This is a genomic window from Serratia sp. CMO1 (genome assembly GCF_015689115.1).
Lineage (GTDB): Bacteria > Pseudomonadota > Gammaproteobacteria > Enterobacterales > Enterobacteriaceae > Serratia > Serratia marcescens.
On record NZ_CP065032.1, the window covers coordinates 4,160,664 to 4,182,981 of the forward strand.

The following is a 22,318-nucleotide window of genomic DNA, read 5'->3' on the forward strand; positions in this document are numbered from 1 at the left end:
AGTGATATTAGAAGCGGTTGGGGCGAAAGCGCCTAGTTCAGTTTTGAATAATTAAATCAGGGAATTATATTAAAAATGAATATTAATATCACCGACAAACCCAACCCGCAGGATGAAGAGTTCGTTATCGACAGCCTTTGGGCGCACAATCATAAAACCCAGCCCGTAGACATTCACCCGCTGTTCCTGACCGTTACCGACGACAGCCAGCAGATCGTCGGCGGCCTGGTCGCGCGCACCTGGTGGGGCGGCCTGGAAGTGCAGTATCTGTGGGTTGGCGATCAATGCCGCAAAAGCGGGTACGGCCGCCAATTGATGGAGTTGGCCGAAGAAGAAGCCCGCAAGCGCGGTTGCCATATGGCCTATGTCGATACCTTCGATTTCCAGGCCAGAGGCTTCTACGAAAAACTGGGCTACCGGGTCTACGGCGAACTGGGCGACTATGCGCATCGCCACACCCGCCATTATCTGGCTAAAAGCCTGTAACGCGGCCTGAGCGGCACAGAGGTGGGTATGGGTTCATCGCATAAAAATAATGAATCTTATTTTAAGGGCCTCATCACCATGATGGAGCACCTGAGCGAACCCTGGGGCATCAAAGATCACCTGTCCCGCCACCTCTATATGAACCGCGCCGCTTATCTCTATACCAATACGCCGCTGAATTTCGACGTCGCCGGCAAATATGACCACGAGTTCCCCGCCGACTGGGCCGACTCCGCCGCCGACTTTATCGAACATGACAAAATGACCGAAGCGGCGCGCGATCGGGTCACGGTCATAGAAACGCACTACTGGTACGGCAAAGACAGCCTGACGCCGTTTATCAGCGAAAAGCTGCCGGTGTACAACGATGACAAACAGGTGATTGGCGTGATCTGGAACGCCAAGCCGATGAACAGCCTGTCGCCGTTGAAGTACATCAACCAGCAAAAACCCAGCGTGTTGACCACCGAAGTCAATAACGAGCTGTTCACCCGTGCCGAACTCGATGTCATTTTCCTTATGCTGCAACGATTTACAGTGAAAGAGATAGCCAAAATCTATAATGTCAGCAATAAGACCATCGAAAACCGCATTTATAACATTTACCAGAAGGCCAACGTGCATACTCAGCAGCAATTTGAGGAATACTGCAAATACGCCAATCTGGATAACTACATTCCCGATCGCCTGATAACCAAAGGCATTCAGTTTATTTGAACCGCAAGGAAGATCTCACCGTGATAAAGATCGAAGATTATCCGCTCACCCGGGTGCCGCAAGATAAACGAGTTTCGTTTTTAAGCGTGGCCATCGTGCATATGGGCATGCTGACCGCGCTGGACCAGTTCATGCTCGGCGCCGTGCTCGGCAACTCCATGACGCTGATTGACGCCTTCACCGCCATTTTTGTCGGCAGCCTGATCTTCGGCGTGGTGACCTTCGGCCTGGGGCTGGCAGGCATGCGCGAAGGCATTTCCGGCAGCCTGCTGGCGCGCTGGTGCGGTTTCGGCCGTCTGGGCTCGGTGCTGATCGGCGTGGTTGTTGCCGTCAGCCTGCTGGGTTGGTTCGGCATTCAGAACGCCATTTTCGCCAAATCGCTCGACTTCGCGCTCGGCAATAAGCTGGGCTTTGGCCTGGCCGCCGGGCTCTCGGGCACGCTGTTGACCATCCTGGTGGCATTCGGCTTCAAGGCGCTGCGCATCGCCGCCCGTATCGCGGTGCCGATGTTCATCATGCTGGTGGCCTATATTTCGGTGACCGCGCTTTCCGGCCATAACCTGCAGGAGATCATCCAGCTGGCGCCGCCGGGTGAACCGCTGACCATCAGCGCCGGCATCACCATCGTCGTCGGCGGCGCCATCGTGGCCAGCCTGATGACCCCCGATCTGACCCGTTACTCCAAAAACGGCAAGCACGTGCTCGGCGTCACGCTCTTCACCATCATCGCCGGCGAGTTCGTGGTGAACGGCCTGGCGATCCTGATCGCCAAAACCCTGGGCACCGCGGATGTGGTCACCATCATGTCGCAAGCGGCCGGCGGCGCCGGTTTGCTGGTGGTGGTGTTCTCCACCCTGCGCGTCAACGATCTCAACCTGTACTCTTCTTCGCTGGGCATCGTCAACGCGGTGGAAGGCATCACCGGCAAGAAGCTGAAGTACACCTACACTACGCTGGTGATCGGTATTCTGGGCACCACGCTGTCGGTGCTGGGCATTCTTGACCGCTTTGTCGACTTCCTGACGGTGCTTGGCGTGGTCTTCCCGCCGATTATCGGCATCATGCTGGTGGACTATTATCTGCTGCGCAGCCATCGCAAGATCCTGGATGAGAGCCGCCGTACCGGCCAGTTGCCGAACGAAACGCCAACTATCGGCTGGGCAGCGATCGTCGCCAGCATCGCCGGCGGCGCCGTCGGCCTGGCGACCGAATGGGGCGTACCGACCATCAATTCCCTGGTCGCTGCCAGCCTGCTGTATTGGGTGCTTAAACTGGTCTTCAGCCGGGCGCAAAAACCGCTGGCATCACAGAAATCGCTCTGATTTTCGTGAACGCGATAATGCACTCCTCCAGGTCTCTGGGGAGTGTTTGACGCTCGAAAAGGGGATTCAATGCAAAAGAAGGGGCCGATCGCGCAGACAAGCGGCCGTGGTGGTTAGGGTCCCTGGTGTCGGTAGCAAGCTATCCATTTATGCTCAGAGTGTGGCAATGCCCCCTCTGAGCTTTTTATTATAAAAACTGTCGGCTTCCGTATTTTGATCGTAAAGAAAAGCTTCAGCTTGCATGAACAGTAGCCCATGAAATCGGCTTTGGTCAACATAAAAGTAAACATAAAACCGGCTTTTGTGTTCACTTTTCCATAAGTAAAACCTAATCAATTGATTTGCACGGCTTTATCTTTCTCGCAGAGGAAGCAGGCTACCCCCGCTGACATCACTGCGCTAAACGGCTGACGATAAACAATAATTACCACTAATAATCAGTTCGTTACCCCCTCGTCCGCGCCTTTTTATCTGGACAACGCCAATGCGTAAGATATAGTGAAGCCTGCGTAATGTTTGTAAGGACAGCCAATGAAAACCACCAACGCACAGCGCAAAATCAACATCATTAAAAATATTGAATATCTGATGCGTACCCGCGGTGAAACCAAGGCTTCCTTTTCCAATCGCAGCGGCCTGACGCGCACTACCCTCTACAAAATTCTTGACGGAAGAGTGAACAACGTTCAGCAATCCACCGTGAATCGGATCTCCGATTTCTTCGGTGTCTCCGGTGAAGAGATCGAAGATTACGATCTGGAAAAGCTGGAGCTGCTTAACGAAACGCTGTCCACCGAAGGCAACAAGAACCCTTCCGCCATTCCGGTGATCCCGCAGTCGCGCTATCTGGCCGTCTCGCAGCGCAAGATCGGGCAGCTGGTCACTGAGTTCCCTTTGACTTATTTCTTCGGCGATGAGTCGAACATGTTGGCAATGAAAATAGAGACCGAAATTAAAGGGTCATTTATTCCCGGCGAGGTCATCATCATCAAACGCCCGCCGGTACTGATTTGCGATTCGCCTTTGCTGTATCACTCGGGAAAAAGCGGCTTCTTTGTGGTTGAAGACAAAGACAGCGAAAGCATGGACAAACGCCCTCAGGACACCGTGCAATTCCTGGGTTACATCGTTGGAGAAAGGTTATAAATGGAACCGAATCAGAAGTTCAAGCTGTTGGGCTTCACCCGGCATGGCACCATCGCGGCCAATGTCATGGTATTGGCCACCGGCAAAACCATTACCATGGGGCTGAATGAGCTGGCCGACAGCGAAATATCAGAAGATCTGAGCCGGCACGAGCTGCAGGCGCTGTACCGCAAACTCTATGGCGATAACCAACAAAAAACCGCCTACGAGCTCAGCGATCGCCACGAACGCTCCTGGTACGCCTATCTGATTATTACCGTGGCGCTCAGCGTGATTTATATTTTCTCAACGCTGTGCGGCGTCAAGCCGATCCAAATCCCGGTACTGAATCTCATCACGCCGCCGGCGATCTTCATTTACCCGCTCACGTTCATTCTGGTGGACATCCTTAACGAATTCTATGGGTTGCGGTTGGCTCGGCGCACCATCATCATCTCGTTTATCGCCAACCTGACCTTCGTTCTGGGAGTCTGGGTGACAACGCTGGTGCCGAGCATTCCGCAGTGGGAGTACAGCGAGACCTACAACGGCATCGTGCACAGCATCATGGCGGTGCTGGTGGCCTCGTCGGCGGCCTATCTGATTTCCGAGAACGTCAATTCCTATCTGCTTTGCAAAATCAAAGAGTTGACCAACTCCCGTTACCTGTTTGTGCGCGTGATCACCAGTACCGTAGTGGCGTCGGCCATCGACAGCGTGGTGTTCTGTACGCTGGCGTTCTACAACGTGCTGAGCTGGGACATCATCAAGACCATGATCCTGTCGCAGTTCCTGATCAAGGTGGTTTACGCCCTGCTGGGCGTCGGGCCGATCTACGCCACCCGCAGTCTGTTTAACCGCTACATCAATACCGAACAAGCAAAGGGCAATGAATATGCATATCCAAAAGCAAGATAAGATCACCCATCTTGGCGCGAACTCCGATTATCCGGATCAATATGCTCCCGCATTGCTCGAAGCCTTGCCGCGCGCGCGCGGCCGCGATTTGATCGGCGTGGACGAGCGGCAGCTGCCATTCAGCGGCTTTGATCTCTGGACCGCCTTCGAGCTGTCGTGGCTCAACGGCAGGGGCAAACCGGTGGTGGGCATCGGCGAATTTACCTTCCCGCACTCTTCTTCCAACCTGATCGAATCCAAATCGTTCAAGCTGTATCTCAACAGCTTCAACCAAACACGCTTCGACAGCGTGGAACAGGTGAGCGCCGCCATGCAGAAGGATCTGTCGCAGGCGGCCAACGGCCAGGTCACCGTCAAACTCTATCCGGGGCTGGAAGGTTACCCGGCGCAAATCGATCGCCTGCCGGGCATCAACATCGACGATCTGGATATCGCGATCGACGACTTCGCCTTCAAGCCGGAATACCTGAGCGGCGCGGCCGATCAAGGGGAACGCGTGGCGGAGACGCTGTCTTCCAATCTGCTGAAATCCAACTGCCTGGTCACCAACCAGCCGGACTGGGGCAGCGTGGTTATCCGCTATGAAGGCCGCCAAATCGATCGCGAAAGCCTGCTGCGCTACCTGATCTCCTTCCGCCAGCACAACGAATTCCACGAGCAGTGCGTCGAGCGCATTTTCAACGACATCAAGCAGAGCTGCCGCCCGGAAAAACTCAGCGTGTTCGCGCGTTACACCCGCCGCGGCGGCCTGGACATCAACCCCTTCCGCAGCGATTTCGAGACGGCGCCGGCGCTCGGCCGCCTGATCAGGCAGTAAGCGTTACCCCCCAATGCTCCCGCCAGGGAGCATTGTTTCCCTCGCTTTCATCTCCCTGTTATTTTTCACCATTATCGTCGTCAGCGGCTATCTTCAAAGCACACTGACGGAGATTAACGACGCATGCCTGACCTTTCACGCAGAGATATCCTGCGGGCTGCCGCCATCGGATCGGCATTCTCGCTGTTGCCCGCCTCGATTCGCAAAGCGCTGGCCATTCCCGCCAACAACCGCACCGGCACCCTGCGCGACGTCGAACACGTGGTGATCCTGATGCAGGAAAACCGCTCTTTCGATCACTACTTCGGCACCCTGCCGGGCGTGCGCGGCTTCAGCGATCGCTTTACCATCCCACTGCCCGGCGATCGCCTCGTCTGGCAGCAACAGGGGGCCGAACGGCTGGTGCTGCCCTACCATCTGGACAGCAAACTCGGCAACGCCCAGCGCGTCACCGGCACGCCGCACTCGTGGGTGGATGAGCAAGCCGCCTGGGATCACGGCCGCATGAGCGCCTGGCCCACCTACAAAACGCCGGCCTCGATGAGCTACTACCGTCAGCAAGAGCTGCCGTTCCAGTTCGCACTGGCCAACGCTTTCACCCTGTGCGATGCCTATCACTGTTCCATCCACGCCGGCACCAACACCAACCGGCTGTTCCACTGGACCGGCACCAACGGCCCGTCCGCCGCCGACGTGGCGGTAGTGGTCAACGAATGGGACAGCCCCGGCCCGGCGGACATCGGCTACCAGTGGACAACCTATCCGGAACGGCTGGAGGCGAGCGGCGTCAGTTGGAAGGTGTATCAATTCCTGCCGGACAACTTTACCGACAACCCGCTGGCGGGTTTTCGCCAATACCGCGCCGCCAGCATTCAAGTGGGCAACCCGGCGCGGCCGCCGAAAGACTTCAACGCTTTCGTGCCTTATAGCGATGCGCTCAACGAGGCCGCACCGCTCTACAAAGGCAACGGCAACACCCTGCCGGCCGCCGACGGCAACGACCTGGACGCCATGCTGGCCGGATTCCGCGCCGACGTGCAGCAGGGCAAACTGCCGCAGGTCAGTTGGATCATCGCGCCGGCGGCCTATTCGGAACATCCCGATCCCTCCAGCCCGGTGCAGGGCGGCTGGTTCACCCAAGAGATCCTCAACGCGCTGACCGACAACCCGGAGGTGTGGAGTAAAACCGTCCTGCTGGTCAACTACGACGAAAACGACGGCTTTTTTGACCATATGCCTTCGCCTTCCGCGCCGTCGCTGCGCGAAGACGGCAGCTTCGCCGGTAAATCGACCGTACCGTTCGACACCGAGATCTTCCAGCACGTGGCGCCGCCCGGCTCGCAGGATCAACCGCCGCCGGACGGCCGCATCTACGGCCCCGGCCCGCGGGTCCCGATGCTGGTGCTGTCGCCCTGGAGCCGCGGCGGCTGGGTCAATTCACAGGTTTTCGATCACACCTCGGTGCTGCAATTTTTGGAAAAGCGCTTTCAGGTGCATGAACCCAACATCAGCGCCTGGCGCCGCGCGGTGTGCGGCGATCTCACTTCGGCGTTCAACTTTGTCGATCCTAACGGCGAAGCATTGCCGAGCCTGCCCGCCACCAGCCGCCACGCCGCTGACGGCCTGCGCCAGCGTCAGGAACAGCTGCCGCAGGTGCCGCTGCCGCCGCCCACCCACCAGCGTTTACCCCACCAACGCCGCCTGGCGCGCCCTTCCCGCGCTCTGCCCTACCAGCTGCACGTCGAGGCCAGCGTCGCGACCGAGCAGCGCCGCGTGACGCTGAACCTGTTCAATACCGGCGAGCAGGGAGCGGTGTTTCACGTCTACGATCGGCGAGACCTGACGCAAATCCCGCGTCGCTATACCGTCGAGGCCGGCAAGGCGGTCAGCGACGACTGGCGGGCAGAAAATGAGTACCATCTGTGGCTGCTCGGCCCCAACGGCTTTCATCGTGAACTGCGCGGCGCCCTGAGCCGGCCGCAGCCTGAGGTGCGTTTGCGCCCGACGGGCCGCAACCTGCTGCTGCAGTTGAATAACCCGGGCACCGAAGCGATAGCGATCACCCTCGAACGCTGCCCTTACACGCAGCAAGGCCCGTGGCCTGTCACGCTGCCTGCGGGCGGCAGCCACCAGCAAGCGTTTGACGCCCGCGCCAGCGGCGGTTGGTACGATATTACGCTGCAAAGCGCCGGGGGCTGGCTGCGTCGTCTGGCGGGGCGGCTGGAAGATGGCGAACACAGCGTCAGCGACCCGCTGATGGGCCATGAGTAACTATCGGCACTGTGGGAGTTCAAAAATCGAAAGGATATCGCTTATCATTGCGTTCTTGTTCTTCGCCGATTACCCAAGGATCTTCATGCCCGCTGTTCTTATCGCCAAAGCCGGCCGCTGGTTGGCCGCCTGCGTTTTACTGTTGGCCGGCGCCGCTCAAGCCGCGCCGATCGTCGTCACCGATGTCGCCGGCCGCCAGGTCACCCTGCCGCAACCGGCAAAACGCGTTATCCTGGCCGATGCCCGCGCGTTGCTGGCGCTGAATATTCTGCATCCGCAGGAGCCGCTGAAAAACATCATCGCCTGGGACAACTCGCTGAAGGTCAAAGCGCCGGATCTGGTTGAAGCCTACGCGAAAAAATTCCCGCAGGTCATGCAGATCCCCACCTTCGACAACCCCTACACCAGTGATTTCAGCGTGGAAAGCGCGGTGGTGCGTCAACCGGATCTGATCATTTTCGACATTGGCCTGCTGAGCAAATTGAAAGACAGCGGCGTGCTGACCCAGCTGGAAAAAGTCGGCATCCCGGTGCTGATCATCGATTTTCGCCAACAGCCGCTGACCAACACCATCGCCAGCATGGCGCTGTTGGGTAAAGTATTTGACGAGCAGCCCAATGCCGACGCCTTCATCCGTCTCTATCAGCAGCGCCTCGAGCTGGTGCGGCAGCGGGTCGCCACGCTGAAACCGGAACAGCGCCCCAGCGTCTTCATCGAGCGCAGCGCCGGCATCAAAGGCGAACAGTGCTGCAACACCTTCGGCAAAGGCAGTTTCGGGCAGTTCATCGATACCGCCGGCGGCAACAATATCGGCAGCACGCTGTTTTCAGACATGGGCGGTGAAGTGAACGTCGAACAGGTGATCAGCAGCAACCCGGATTTCTATCTGCTGACCGGCGCCGACTGGAGCCGCGGCCATCGCGGCACACTGGCGGTGCCGCTGGGTTACGCCACCGATATGGCCACCAGCCAAAAGAAACTGGCGCACCTGCTGGATCGCACCGGCATTAACGTGCTGAAAGCGGTGAAAGAAAAACGCGTGATGGCGATTTATCATCAATTTTACGACACGCCGCTCAACTTTATCGCGGTTGAGGCGATCGCCAAATTCCTGCACCCGGCGCTGTTTAAAGATATTGATCCGCAAGCGGATATCGAAATGGTGCACCGGAAATTCACCGCGCTGGATTACAGCGGCGTCTTCTGGCTTACGCCACAATAACCCCCGCCAGGGCCCGCCAGCCGGGCTCTGTTTCCCGCAGTCATTATTTAGTTGCCTACTTAACTATCCCGTAACAATTTTATTTACTTGCCAATAATTATCATTAAGATTGTCTTTTCTAAAAAATACATCCGGGTCTGAAACTCTTAAGGCATTATTATGTCACCTCTTTTTCGGCTTTCTCTGCTGACGGCTTCCATCGCCATCGCATTCCCTGTCCTTGCTACTGATAACTCATCTCAGAACGATACCGACACCGTGACCGTCGTCGGCAACTGGCTGGACAACCCTGATACCAGTTCGGTGCTGCTCAACCATCCGGGCGCGCGTTCCATCGTCACCCAGCAGCAAATGCACGAACAGGGCGACCAAACCATCGCCGATAGCCTGCGCGGTGTACCCGGCGTGCAAGTGCGCGACAGCAACGGCACCGGCGGCAGCGACATCTCGCTCAACGTCGGCGTGCGCGGCCTGACTTCGCGCCTTTCTCCACGCTCCACCATTCTGATGGACGGCGTCCCGCTGGCGGTCGCGCCTTACGGCCAACCGCAGCTGTCGATGGCTCCGCTGTCTATCGGTAATCTGCAATCGGTGGACGTTGTGCGCGGCGGCGGCGCGGTGCGCTACGGGCCGCAGAACGTCGGCGGCGTGATCAACTTCGTTACCCGAGACATTCCCAAAACGTTTGGCGGCACCGCCAGCGTACAAACCCAGGGCGCCAGCCACGGCGGCCTGAAGACCCTGACCAGCGCCTCCGTGGGCGGCACCGCAGACAACGGCCTCGGCGCCGAACTGCTCTATTCCGGCCTGCACGGCCAGGGCTACCGCGACAACAACGACAACACCGACATCGACGATTTCATGCTGAAAACGCGTTATGCGTTTACCGATCGCGACGAACTGTTGGCCAATTTCCACTACTACGACGCCAAAGCCGGCATGCCGGGCGGGCTGAGCAGCGCGCAATACGCGCAGAACCCGTTCCAGTCCACGCGGCCGTGGGACCAGTTCGAAGGCCGCCGCAAGGATATGTCGTTCAAGTACAAACATCAGGAAGACGACAAACAGTTCGAAGTGTTGACCTACTTCACCGACAGCTACCGCGGCAGCAACATCGAATCGGAAGGCACCGGCAAAAACGCGGGCCAGCGGCGCATGGTTTCCTATCCGCGCCACTATTCAACCTGGGCGATCGAACCAAGTTACTCGCAGGTCTTCCGTTTCTGGGATATGGCGCACGAGATCACCCTCGGTTACCGCTACCTGAATGAAACCATGGATGAAAAGGCGTCTCGTTCGGCCTGGTATAACCCGGCGAATATCGGCTCGACGCCGGAGACCCCGGACTATTACCAGCACACCTCTGGCGGCACCGCAGCCAACGCGTTCTATATCGACGACACCATTAACGTCGGCAACTGGACGGTCACGCCGGGCCTGCGTTATGAAAGCATTCGCACCCACGTGGACGATTCGTTCAACAACATTAGCCGCGAGAAAAGCTACAGCGAGCCGCTGCCGTCATTGAACGTGATGTACCACCTGTCCGACGCCTGGAAACTGTTCGCCAACGCCAACACCTCGTTCGGCAGCATGCAGTATTTCCAACTGACCAAAGGCGGCAACGGCAACCAGCCGGCGCCGGGGCTGACGGCGGAAAAAGCGCGCACCTATGAGTTCGGCACCCGCTACGACGACACCGTGGTTAAGGCCGAGGCCACGCTGTTCTACATCGACTTCGATAACCAGCTGCAGTACATCAGCAACGACGTGGGCTGGACCAACATGGGCGCCACCAAGCACAAAGGCATCGAGCTGGCGCTCAGCTACGATCTCAGCGAGCTGAATCGGGCGCTCGACGGCGCCAGCGTCTACACCAGCTATACCTACACCAAGGCCAGCACCGACAAAGGCGACTTCGCCGGTAAAGATCTGCCGTTCTACTCGCGCCAGGTCTATACCGTCGGTACGCGTTACGCCACCGGCAACTGGGTATGGAATCTGGACGGTTATGCGCAGTCGAAACAGCATTCGCCGGGCACCGGGCCGGAGTACATCACGCAGGAAAGCGCCGATGGCCAGTTCGGCAACATCGCCGGTTACATGGTGTGGAATATGCGCGGGGAATATAACTTCGGGCCGCAGCTGTCGAACCTGACGCTGGGCGCCGGGGTGAAAAACCTGTTCGATCAGCGCTACTTCACCCGCTCCAACGACAATAACTTCGGCAAGTACGTCGGCGAACCGCGCACCTTCTTCGTGCAGGGGTCGATCGCTTTCTGATACCCAGGCCCCCGATGGGGCTTCGGTATCACCGACAATAAAGACGAAACAGGCGCGCCAGGTGCGCGCCCATCGGCGTCAAGGTGGTGTCCTTCCGTTGGATAAGATAAAACGTCGCTTTCGGCAGACGCTCTTCCAGCTCAAGCGGCACCAAATGCTTGCCCAGAATCGGATCCGAAATCACGTCCACCGACAGAATGCTGACAAAATCGCTCTGCGCCACCAGGCTGGTACAGGCCATAAAGGTCTCACAGGTCACGCTGATCGACGGCGCCATGCCCAAGTCCCCGAACAGATCGTGCAATAGCCGGTAATAACTGCCTTTCGGCGTCGGCATGGTCCAGTCGCATTGCTGCAGCTGTTTCAGCGAGGTCGCCCCCTCCATCGGATGCCCTTTGCGCACCACCACCCGATACTCTTTTTCCATCAGCCGTTCATACTGCAGCTCGTTGTCGAGGCTGCTGGGGTAATAGGTATTGACGGTAAAATCCAGCTCGCCCTGGCGCAGTTCTGGGATCATCGACACCAGTTGCCCCTCGACGATGCGCACCTTCACGTTCGGATACTCACGGTGAAACTGGGTGACCACCTGCGGCATCACGGTGCGCGCAATGCTGCCGCCAACGCCGATATTCACCGTGCCGCCCGCCAACCCCAGCCGCTGCTGAATGTCTTCCTGCGCCACCCGCAGCTCTTCGAGGATCAGGCTGGCATGCTGGAAAAAGTTATCGCCGCAGTCGGTCAATACCACCCCCTGACTGCGGCGAATAAACAGCTTGGCGCCCAGCACCTCTTCCAGCTCCTGAATGGCTTTGGTCAGTGCAGGCTGGGAAAGGCGAGAGGTGCGGCTGGCGGCGCGGATGCTGCCCTGGCGGCTAACGTCCACAAATGCGCGCAATTGGTGCAATTTTATCGAGGCTGGCATAGGCGAAAGGCGATAACCGTTATTTATCAATAGCAAGATATTGGCATCTTATTTAGCCAGATTCCATTGTGTACATTCGGAAAAAACATAATAAATAACCAAATTCTTATTTCGCTTAATTAAGCGCATTTTCTGCGCCAATAAGCGCCATTCACGGCAGTTAGTAACCAAACGCACCTTTTTCTTTGCAATAGCTTCACCGTCTGATTTCAGTTCAGAGCATAACTGCTGCCTGGAGCGATCCAGCGCGCGATAACTTATGAGATATCACTATGACTAATTCGCTTTCGATGTTGGTGGCCGATCTGTACCCGCAATTGCAGGCCTGGCGCCGCGACTTCCACCGCTATGCCGAATCCGGCTGGTTTGAGTTTCGCACCGCCACCCTGGTGGCGGAAGAACTCGATCGGCTGGGTTATCGTTTGCAGCTGGGCCGCGAGGTCATCAAGGCCGAGGCGCGCATGGGACTGCCCTCATCCGATGAGCTGGAGGCGCAGGAACTGCGCGCCCGCAATCAGGGCGCGTTGGAAAAATGGTTGCCGCATTTTTCCGGCGGCTTCGCCGGCATCGTCGCAACGCTCGATACCGGCCGCCCCGGCCCGACTATCGCCTACCGCGTGGATATGGACGCCCTCGATCTCAACGAATTGCTGGAACCGGAGCACCTGCCGTTCCGTGAAGGGTTCGCCTCTTGCAACAGCGGCATGATGCATGCATGCGGTCATGATGGCCATACCACCATCGGCCTGGGGCTGGCGCACGTGTTCAAAAGCCTGGAGTCCCAGCTTAGCGGCACCGTCAAACTGATCTTCCAGCCGGCGGAAGAAGGCACACGCGGCGCAAAATCGATGGTGGAGGCCGGCGTGGTGGACGACGTCGATTTCTTCACCGCGGTGCATATCGGCACCGGCGTGCCGGCCGGCGAGCTGGTGTGCGGCAGCGACAGCTTTATGGCCACCAGCAAGCTGGACGTTACCTTTCGCGGCGTCGCCTCCCACGCCGGCGCCAAGCCGGAAGACGGTCGCAACGCGCTGCTGGCAGCGGCGCAGGCTGCGCTGGGGCTTTACGCCATCCCGCGCCACAGCGAAGGCAGCTCGCGCATCAATGTCGGCGTGCTGCAGGCCGGCACCGGCCGCAACGTGATCGCCGATCGGGCGTTTATGAAGGTGGAGACGCGCGGCGCCACCAATGAGATCAACGCGTTCGTCTATCAACAGGCGCTGAACGCCATCGAAGGCGCAGCCAAAATGCACGGCGTCGCCTGCGACATCGCGCTGATGGGCGCGGCGCAGAGCAGCAAACCGACCCAACCGTGGGTGGATTACATCCGTCGCCAGGCGCAGCAGATAACCGAGCTGACCTCGGTGGTCGATCGCCGCGAACAGGCTGCGGGTTCGGAAGACGCCACCTACATGATGGAACGGGTGAAATCCCGCGGCGGCCAAGCCTCATATGTCATTTTCGGCACCGAGCTGAGCGCCGGACACCATAACGAGAAATTCGACTTCAACGAACAGGTGATGGCGGTGGCGGTGAAAACGCTGGCGTCGCTGGCGCTGAACCTGCCGACATTCGGGAGCGGAGCATGAGCAACTCAGAACTGCAGGCTTTTATCGACGACTACATTGACCAACGCCAGTCCCGCTTCAGCGCGCTGAGCGACGCGATTTGGGACCATCCGGAAACGCGCTTTAACGAGACCTATTCCGCCACGTTGCTGGCCGATGCGCTGGAACAGGAAGGCTTCTCGGTCGAGCGCGGCGTGGGCGACATCGAGACGGCGTTTATCGCCAGCTACGGCAACGGTCACCCGGTTATCGCGCTGCTGGGCGAGTACGACGCGCTGGCCGGGCTGAGCCAGCGGTCCGGTTGCGCCACGCCGCAGCCGCTGGTGGAAAACGGCAACGGCCATGGCTGCGGCCACAATCTGCTGGGCACCGCGGCGCTGGCGGGCGCCTTCGCCGCCAAGGCGTGGATGCAGCAGAACCGGCTGACCGGCACCCTGCGCTTCTACGGCTGCCCGGGCGAAGAGGGTGGCTCCGGCAAAACCTTTATGGTGCGCGAAGGCCTGTTCGACGACGTCGACGCCGCCCTCACCTGGCACCCGGAAGGCTTCAGCGGCATGTTCAACACCAGTACGCTGGCCAACATTCAGGCGGCGTTTCACTTCAAAGGCGTCGCCGCCCATGCCGCCAACTCGCCGCACCTGGGGCGCAGCGCGCTGGACGCGGTGACGCTGATGAATACCGGCGCCAACTTCCTGCGCGAACATATTGTGCAAGAAGCGCGGCTGCACTATGCGGTCACCCACACCGGCGGCAGCTCCCCCAACGTGGTGCAGGCCGACGCCGAGGTGTTGTACCTGATCCGCGCACCGCAGCTCGACCAGGCGCAGGACATTTACCAACGGGTGATCAACATCGCCAAGGGCGCAGCGCTGATGACTGACACCCAGATGGAAGTGCGCTTCGACAAGGCCTGCTCCAACTATGTGCCAAACCGCAGTCTTGAACGCGCGATGTATCAAAACCTGTGTGATTTCGGTCTGCCCGAGTACAGCGACGCCGAACGCCGCTTCGCCGAGGAAATCCGCCAGACGCTGAGCCGCGACGATCTGCGCAACGCCAAACTCAACATTGCCCGCACCGGCGGTGCAGCCGGGCGCGAGTGGGTGCAACTGCTGGGAGATAAGGTGCTGATGGACGAGGTCGCGCCTTATGTGGAATCCGACGATCTGCTGTACGGCTCTACCGACGTTGGCGACGTGAGCTGGGTGGCGCCGACCGCCCAATGCTTTAGCCCCTGTTTCGCACTCGGCACTCCGCTGCACACCTGGCAACTGGTGGCGCAGGGCCGCACCGCTATCGCCCATAAGGGCATGTGCCTGGCCGGCAAGGTGATGGCGGCGACCGCCGTCGATCTGCTGAGCGACAGCGCCCTGCTGGCGCGCTGCCGCAGCGAGTTTGAGCGCCGGCGCGCCGAACAGCCGTACCGCTGCCCCATCCCGCAGGGGGTGAAGCCATCTCCATTGAAATAGCATGAACAGACAGGGCCCGGATCACCGGGCCACCGAGCATAATTATAAATAAATCAAATAATAACAATCACACAACAGAGCAAACACAGAGGGTAAAATCATGAGTGAGGCCACAACGCCAATCAATAAAAGCCCCGGACGCGTTTTTTACTGGGTGGAACGCATCGGCAATAAGATCCCCAATCCGTTTTTATTGTTCGTCTATTTGATCCTGGTGCTTATGCTGGCCACCGCGCTGTTTTCCTGGCTCGATGTGGCGGTGAAAAATCCGGCCACCGGCGAGCTCATCAAGGTGAATAACCTGATGAGCGTGGCGGGCATGCAGTGGATATTTCCCAATATCATCCATAATTTCAGCAGTTTTGCGCCGCTGGGGGCCATTTTGGCGCTGGTGATAGGCGCCGGCCTGGCGGAAAAGGTCGGCCTGCTGCAGGCGCTGATGTATAAAATGGCCTCGCGCGTCAGCGCCCGCTACGCCAGCTATATGGTGCTGTTTATCGCCTTCTTCAGTCATATATCGTCGGACGCCGCGCTGGTGGTGATGCCGCCGCTCGGCGCGCTGATGTTTGTAGCGGTGGGTCGCCACCCGATAGCCGGACTGCTGGCGGCGATCGCCGGCGTCGCCTCCGGTTTTACCGCCAATCTGTTGATCGTCACCACCGACGTATTGCTTTCCGGCATCAGCACCGAAGCCACCAAAGCGGTGGATGGCGCGGTTCACGTCAGCGTGATAGACAACTGGTACTTTATGGCCACCTCCGTGATCGTGCTGACCATCGCCGGCGCGCTGCTCACCGACAAGTTTATCGAGCCCCGTCTGCCGAAGTGGCAAGGCGGCGCCGAAGACAAAATCGCAGCGCTGACCCCGCTGCAGAACCGGGGGCTGATGATGAGCGGCATCGCCGCGCTGGTGTTTATCGCCATCATCGCTGCTCTGGTGGTGCCGGAGGCCGCGCCGCTGCGTGACCCGAACACCGGTTCGGTGATCCCTTCCCCGTTCATCAAGGGTATTGTGCCGATCATCATCCTGTTCTTCTTCACCGTCGCCATTACCTATGGCGTAGTCACCAAACAGATCCGGCGGCCGGACGATATTCCCCACCACTTGCTCGATCCGATGAAAAGCATGGCGGGTTTCATCGTGATGGTGTTTCCGCTGTCACAGTTCGTGGCGTTCTTTAACTGGAGCAACATGGGCAAGTTTATGGCCGTCGGTCTGACCGATATGCTGGAAGCCGCCGGCATGAGCGGCGCACCGGCATTTCTCGGCCTGATGTTCCTCTCCGCCTTCCTGTGCATGTTCATCGCCAGCGGCTCGGCGATCTGGTCAATTTTGGCGCCGATCTTCGTGCCGATGTTTATGCTGCTCGGTTTCCACCCGGCGTTCGCCCAGATGATCTTTCGCATCGCCGACTCTGCAGTGCTGCCGCTGGCGCCGATGTCACCGTTCCTGCCGCTGTTCCTCGGCTTCCTGCAGCGCTACCGCAAAGACGCGCAGCTCGGCACCTATTACGTGCTGATCCTGCCCTATCCCGTGGTGTTCTTCAGCGTGTGGATTTTGCTGCTGCTGGTCTGGTATGCGCTAGGCTTGCCAATCGGTCCCGGCGTCTATCCGAAGCTGGGCTAAACGCCCCGCTATCTCGCCCCGCGCTGGTTCGCGGGGCAGATTCCCTCTTCCCCAAGCCCAGCAGAAAGATTGATCTTCCTCACTGACCAAGCGGCTCTGAGGATTATTTCATTGCCTTGCTAAACCGGTTCTTCTATTTTAGCTCACCATCTGACAACGACAAAAACAGGGATTAAGCATGATGAATCGCGTATGGGTACTGGGCGACGCCGTGATCGACCTGGTGCCGGAAAATGCCAACGGTTATCTCAAATGCCCCGGCGGCGCGCCGGCGAACGTGGCGGTGGGTATCGCCCGTTTGGGCGGCGACAGCGCCTTTATCGGCCGGGTGGGGCAAGACAGCTTCGGCGCCTTTCTGCAGCAGGTGCTGAGCGATGAAGGGGTGGATATCGGTCATATGCGACCGGATCCCGAACACCACACCTCCACGGTGGTGGTGGATCTCGATCAGCACGGTGAGCGCTCATTCACGTTTATGGTGCAGCCCAGCGCCGATCTGTTTTTGCAGCCCGACGATCTGCCGGCTTTCCAACGGGGCGAATGGCTGCACCTCTGCTCCATCGCGCTGTCGCAGGAGCCCAGCCGCAGCGCGGCCTTTACGGCGATGGAACGCATGCGGGCAGTCGGCGGCCGGGTCAGTTTCGATCCCAACATCCGCGAAGAGGTCTGGCGTCAGCCGGAAGCGCTGCGCCCCTGCCTGCAAAAGGCGCTGCTGCTGGCGGATGTGGTGAAACTGTCGCGCGAAGAGCTGGCTTTCATCAGCCACCTTGACGATGTGGAGAACGGCATCCGCTGGATGATGCAAACCTATCCGCTGCGCCTGCTGCTGGTGACGCTGGGCGGCGACGGCGTCTGCGTACACGATGGGCATCGCCTGCGCCATTTCCGCGCGCCGTCGGTCGTGCCGGTCGATACCACCGGCGCCGGCGACGCGTTTGTCGCCGGGCTGTTAGCGGCGCTGGCGCGCCTTCACGAATTGCCGCAGGACGCGCAATGGCCGGCGGTTATCGCCCAGGCTCAGGCCTGCGGCGCGCTGGCCACCACCGCCAAGGGCGCCATGACCGCCCTGCCTCACGCCGAAGAGCTGGCCGCTTTTCTGCGTTGATCCCCTGCATCCACGGCGATCCCCTGGGCGCCGTGGTCTTTTAACCCGCGATTTGCGCGCTCGATCACAATAGCTGAATCGGGTTAGCAAACTTGATTGCCAGTCCGCTCCTCGATCGTTATCTTTCGCCATGAAAAACCGGTTTAGCAATTTAGCAAAAAATAATAACAACCCTTCCCGGATGATAGACGATGATGAAAAAACTCAGCTATTTGGCGATAACAACAGGGCTTTTCCTCTCCACGTCTGCCGCTGCAGCCTCCGGCGACGGCGGCATCGAGGCGCGCCTCAACGCGCTGGAACAACGCCTGGCGCAGGCGGAACAGCGCGCCGCTCAGGCTGAAACTCGCGCCACCGCGGCGGAACGCCGGGCGCAACAGCTGGAACTGCGCACCGCCAGCACCGAAAGGCAAACCGCGCAGGTCGTGCAGCGCGCCGCCGCGCTTGAAACGCAATCCTCTCCGACCAGCGCGCTGAAACTGAACGGTTTCAACGATCTGAAACTGTACGGCGACGTGGAGTTCAATCTGGACGGCGCCAGCCGCAGCGGCCAGCTGACGTCGCTGAAAGGCAGCGACCACAAGGACTGGAAACCCGGCAACAAAGAGCGCTGGGACATCAATGGCCGCATTCTGGTCGGGCTGGACGGCTACCGCCGCAATCCGGACGGCAACTTCTCCGGCTTCAGCGTCCAGCCGCTGGCGGACATGAGCGGCAAAATGAACCTGGACGACGCCGCTTTCTTCTTCGGCAATGAAAAGAACTGGCAAACCAAAATCGGCCGCTTCGAAGCCTACGACATGTTCCCGCTGAATCAGGACACCTTCATTCAATACTCCGGCAATACCGCCAACGACCTGTACGCCGACGGCTTCGGCTATATCTACATGATGAAAGAAGGCCGCGGTCGCAGCAGCAGCGGCGGCAACCTGATGCTGAGCAAATACGCCGGGGATGTCTATTTCGAACTGAACACGCTGGTGGAAGACGGCACCTCGCTGTTCCAGGACAACAGCTACCACGGCAATGCGCTGGAAAATAAGAAAAACGTCGCCTATTTGCGCCCGGTGATCGCCTGGAAGAAAGACGCCTTCAGTATCGCGGCGGCGATGGAAAGCAACGTGGTGAATAACGCTTACGGCTATCAGGACAGCCAGGGCCGCTTCGTCGACCAATCCAAGCGCAACGGCTACGGCATGACGATGAGTTGGAACAACAGCGCCGCCAACCCGGATAACGGCGTGGTGGCCAACCTGAGCACCGCCTATCTGGATGCCTCAGGCGAGCAAGACTTCACCGCCGGCGTCAACGTGCTGTGGCGACGCTTCGAACTGGGTTATATCTATGCCCATAACAATATCAAAGAGTTCAATACCGCCGGGATCGCCGCCGATATCCACAACCCGCTCAGCGAACCGGGCAACTACGACATCCACACCGTTCACGCGTCGTATCAGATACCTAACATTATGAATATGAAGAATTTCAACCTGTATTTAGGCGCCTATGTGTCGCTGCTGGAAGCCAACGCCGACAACAAGATCGCCAACGGCGACAACGACCAGCGTTACGGCATGCGCGCCAGATTCAAGTATTTCTTCTGACATCGATTCACGGCGCTGCGCCGCAAACTGCGCGGCGGTATTTTTATTTAGCAAGGGGACAACATGGACATTACCGCAACCGCCAACGCGCTGTTGCCGCTGCTCGGCGGTAAAGAGAACATCGCCAGCGCCGCCCACTGCGCCACGCGCCTGCGCCTGGTGCTGGTGGACGACAGCAAGGTGGACAAAGAGGCCATCGGCAAACTGGACGGCGTTAAAGGCTGCTTCAGCAACGCCGGTCAGATCCAGGTGATCTTCGGCACCGGACTGGTCAACAAGGTGCATGCGGAATTCATCAAGGCGGCGGGCGTCAGCGAATCCAGCAAGGCCGAAGCCGCCGATATCGCGGCGAAAAAGCTCAACCCGCTGCAGCGCATCGCGCGCCTGCTGTCGAACATCTTCGTGCCAATCATCCCGGCGATCGTCGCTTCCGGCCTGTTGATGGGGCTGCTCGGCATGGTGAAAACCTACGGCTGGGCCGATGCCAACAGCGCGCTGTTCATCATGCTGGATATGTTCAGCTCGGCGGCGTTCATTATCCTGCCGATTCTGATCGGTTTCACCGCCGCACGCGAATTCGGCGGCAATCCCTATCTGGGCGCCACGCTCGGCGGCATTTTGACGCATCCGGCGCTGACCAATGCCTGGGGCGTCGCCGGCGGGTTCCACACCATGAATTTCTTCGGTCTGGACATCGCCATGATCGGCTACCAGGGCACGGTATTTCCGGTGCTGCTGGCGGTGTGGTTCATGAGCCTGTTGGAAAAACGTCTGCGTAAGGTGATCCCCAACGCGCTCGATCTGATCCTGACGCCGTTCCTGACGGTGGTGATCTCAGGCTTTGTCGCCCTGCTGTTTATCGGCCCCGCCGGCCGGGCGCTGGGCGACGGCATCTCCTTCGTGCTCAGCACGCTGATCGCTCATGCGGGGTGGTTCGCCGGGTTGCTGTTCGGCGGCCTCTATTCCGCTATCGTCATTACCGGCATCCACCACAGTTTCCACGCGGTAGAGGCCGGGCTGCTCGGCAACCCCACTATCGGCGTCAACTTCCTGCTGCCGATCTGGTCGATGGCCAACATCGCTCAGGGCGGCGCCTGCCTGGCGGTCTATTTCAAAACCCGCGACGCCAAAATCAAAGCCATTGCGGTGCCTTCGGCCTTTTCCGCCATGCTCGGCATCACCGAGGCGGCGCTGTTCGGCATCAATCTGCGCTTCGTGAAACCGTTTCTGGCGGCGCTGGCGGGCGGCGCGCTCGGCGGGGCCTGGGTGGTGGCCAACCATGTCGGCATGAACGCGGTCGGGCTGACGGCGATCCCCGGCATGGCGATCGTGCAGGCCAGTTCTCTGGTCAGCTATATCATCGGTCTGGCGATCGCGTTTGGCAGCGCCTTTGTCCTCTCCCTGCTGCTGAAATACAAAACGGACGCGCAATGATGGAAGAACTCAGCTTAATCAAACAGGCAATGCGGGCGGTCATGAACGGCCAGCCGCTCGCGCTGCGCGATCCGCACCGCCCGGCCTGGCATCTGGCGCCCAGCGTTGGCCTGCTGAACGATCCCAACGGCTTTATCCAGCACAACGGCGTTTATCATCTGTTTTATCAGTGGAATCCGCTGGGTTGCGATCATCGCAACAAATGCTGGGGACACTGGCAGTCGGCCGATTTGCTGCGTTGGGAGCACCAGCCAATCGCCCTGGCGCCCAGCGCCTGTTACGACAGCCACGGCTGTTACTCCGGCTCGGCGGTGGCGGCGGAAGGCAAAATCACGCTGATCTACACCGGCAACGTGAAATTCCCAGACGGCTCACGCACCGCTTACCAATGCCTGGCTCAGGAAAGCGAACGGGGCGAATACCGCAAGCTCGGGCCGGTGCTGCCGCTGCCGGAGGGCTACAGCGGTCACGTACGCGATCCGAAAGTGTGGCGTCATCAAAATGACTGGTACATGGTGCTCGGCGCGCGTGACTTGCAGGATCGCGGTAAGGTGCTGCTGTTTCGTTCCAGCAATCTGCGTGACTGGCAATCGCTGGGCGAGATCGCCGGTTCCGGTCTGAACGGCTTAGAGGAATTCGGCTACATGTGGGAGTGCCCGGATCTGTTCACGCTGGACGGCGCCGATGTGTTGATCTGCTGCCCGCAGGGGCTGGCGCCGCAGCCGGAACGCTATCTCAACCGTTATCAGGCCGGCTATCTGCTCGGCAAGCTGGATTACCGGCAGGCGGCCTTCAGCCACGGCGAATTCCGCGAGCTGGACGCCGGCTTCGAGTTCTACGCGCCGCAGACGACGCTGGCGGAAGATGGCCGCCGCCTGCTGTTCGGCTGGATGGGCGTGCCCGATCAAGATGAAGAAGCCCATCCGACGCGCCGTTACGGCTGGATCCACACCATGACCTGCCCGCGCGAGCTGTCTCTGCGGCATGGCCGCCTCCACCAGCGCCCGGCGCGCGAGCTGCAACAGCTGCGCGGTGAGCGAGCAGGCTGGCAAGGCCGCGCCGATGACGCCCCCGCCTATGCGCTGGAGGCCGCGGAGTTGCAAATGACGCCGCAGGGCGCGTTCAGCGCAACCTTTGGCGACGCGATGACGCTGAACTGGGACGGCGAAAGGCTGCAGCTGACGCGCACTTCCCTGACCGACGGCAGGCCGGAGCACCGTTACTGGCGCGGCTCGGTCACGCATCTGCAACTGCTGTTCGATCGTTCCAGCGTGGAAATTTTCATCAACCGCGGCGAGGCGGTGATGAGCGCGCGCTACTTCCCGGCGGGTGAGCCGCAACTGCGGCTGTGCGGGAGCGTGCCGCTGGCGTTGGAATACTGGCCGCTGACGCCATGCATGCTAGAATGACGCATCCTCCGATGAC

General features: G+C 59.4%; 17 protein-coding genes. 16 read left to right on the forward strand and 1 reads right to left on the reverse strand.

Translation table 11 applies throughout. The annotated features are described in order from the left end of the window. Positions 1-75: 75 nt before the first annotated feature. From IT763_RS19820 to IT763_RS19860, 9 genes are all read left to right on the forward strand, one after another. A complete protein-coding gene (locus IT763_RS19820) occupies positions 76-486 on the forward strand; it encodes a GNAT family N-acetyltransferase (protein WP_016930107.1) in 411 nt (136 codons plus the stop codon). A 27-nt stretch (positions 487-513) separates the two neighbouring features. After that, positions 514-1,203 (forward strand): PAS and helix-turn-helix domain-containing protein, encoded by a 690-nt coding sequence (locus IT763_RS19825; protein WP_004937346.1) that lies wholly within the window; start codon positions 514-516, stop codon positions 1,201-1,203. Positions 1,204-1,223: 20 nt separating this feature from the next. Next, positions 1,224-2,525, forward strand: coding sequence for a cytosine permease (locus IT763_RS19830; protein ID WP_028127599.1), 1,302 nt, complete (start codon positions 1,224-1,226; stop codon positions 2,523-2,525). Positions 2,526-3,056: 531 nt separating this feature from the next. After that, entirely contained in the window at positions 3,057-3,671 is a 615-nt protein-coding gene (locus IT763_RS19835; protein ID WP_206194952.1) for a helix-turn-helix transcriptional regulator, read from the forward strand. Beyond that, the gene (locus IT763_RS19840; protein WP_004937338.1) at positions 3,672-4,568 is read left to right on the forward strand and encodes a queuosine precursor transporter; all 897 of its coding nucleotides are present in this window, start codon (positions 3,672-3,674) and stop codon (positions 4,566-4,568) included. It abuts the gene before it with no gap. Continuing rightward, the gene (gene queF / locus IT763_RS19845) at positions 4,546-5,385 is read left to right on the forward strand and encodes an NADPH-dependent 7-cyano-7-deazaguanine reductase QueF (RefSeq protein WP_206195466.1); all 840 of its coding nucleotides are present in this window, start codon (positions 4,546-4,548) and stop codon (positions 5,383-5,385) included. Before IT763_RS19840 ends, queF begins: the two co-directional genes overlap by 23 nt. Before the next feature lie 123 nt (positions 5,386-5,508). Further along, positions 5,509-7,656 (forward strand): phosphocholine-specific phospholipase C, encoded by a 2,148-nt coding sequence (locus IT763_RS19850; RefSeq protein WP_206194953.1) that lies wholly within the window; start codon positions 5,509-5,511, stop codon positions 7,654-7,656. A gap of 85 nt (positions 7,657-7,741) precedes the next feature. Next, positions 7,742-8,878 (forward strand): ABC transporter substrate-binding protein, encoded by a 1,137-nt coding sequence (locus IT763_RS19855; RefSeq protein ID WP_049299862.1) that lies wholly within the window; start codon positions 7,742-7,744, stop codon positions 8,876-8,878. A gap of 159 nt (positions 8,879-9,037) precedes the next feature. Next, positions 9,038-11,161, forward strand: a complete 2,124-nt coding sequence (locus IT763_RS19860) for a TonB-dependent siderophore receptor (RefSeq protein WP_049299863.1) — start codon at positions 9,038-9,040, stop codon at positions 11,159-11,161. A gap of 28 nt (positions 11,162-11,189) precedes the next feature. Here IT763_RS19860 and IT763_RS19865 read toward each other — a convergent pair whose 3' ends face one another. Then, a complete protein-coding gene (locus IT763_RS19865; RefSeq protein ID WP_049299864.1) occupies positions 11,190-12,086 on the reverse strand; it encodes a LysR family transcriptional regulator in 897 nt (298 codons plus the stop codon). A 272-nt stretch (positions 12,087-12,358) separates the two neighbouring features. Between IT763_RS19865 and IT763_RS19870 the strand changes: the two genes are divergently transcribed. The 7 genes from IT763_RS19870 (at position 12,359) to IT763_RS19900 (ending at position 22,302) form a co-directional block, all read left to right on the forward strand. After that, positions 12,359-13,675, forward strand: coding sequence for a M20 family metallo-hydrolase (locus IT763_RS19870; protein ID WP_016930115.1), 1,317 nt, complete (start codon positions 12,359-12,361; stop codon positions 13,673-13,675). Continuing rightward, positions 13,672-15,123, forward strand: a complete 1,452-nt coding sequence (locus IT763_RS19875) for a M20 family metallopeptidase (protein ID WP_016930116.1) — start codon at positions 13,672-13,674, stop codon at positions 15,121-15,123. Before IT763_RS19870 ends, IT763_RS19875 begins: the two co-directional genes overlap by 4 nt. 100 nt (positions 15,124-15,223) lie before the next feature. After that, the gene (abgT, locus tag IT763_RS19880) at positions 15,224-16,750 is read left to right on the forward strand and encodes a p-aminobenzoyl-glutamate transporter (RefSeq protein WP_028127596.1); all 1,527 of its coding nucleotides are present in this window, start codon (positions 15,224-15,226) and stop codon (positions 16,748-16,750) included. A gap of 178 nt (positions 16,751-16,928) precedes the next feature. Next, a complete protein-coding gene (locus tag IT763_RS19885; RefSeq protein ID WP_049299866.1) occupies positions 16,929-17,855 on the forward strand; it encodes an aminoimidazole riboside kinase in 927 nt (308 codons plus the stop codon). Positions 17,856-18,049: 194 nt separating this feature from the next. Further along, the gene (locus tag IT763_RS19890; protein WP_049299938.1) at positions 18,050-19,459 is read left to right on the forward strand and encodes a carbohydrate porin; all 1,410 of its coding nucleotides are present in this window, start codon (positions 18,050-18,052) and stop codon (positions 19,457-19,459) included. 63 nt (positions 19,460-19,522) lie between these two features. Next, positions 19,523-20,893 (forward strand): sucrose-specific PTS transporter subunit IIBC, encoded by a 1,371-nt coding sequence (locus tag IT763_RS19895; RefSeq protein ID WP_049299867.1) that lies wholly within the window; start codon positions 19,523-19,525, stop codon positions 20,891-20,893. Beyond that, a complete protein-coding gene (locus IT763_RS19900) occupies positions 20,893-22,302 on the forward strand; it encodes a sucrose-6-phosphate hydrolase (protein ID WP_049299868.1) in 1,410 nt (469 codons plus the stop codon). Before IT763_RS19895 ends, IT763_RS19900 begins: the two co-directional genes overlap by 1 nt. Positions 22,303-22,318 lie beyond the last annotated feature (16 nt).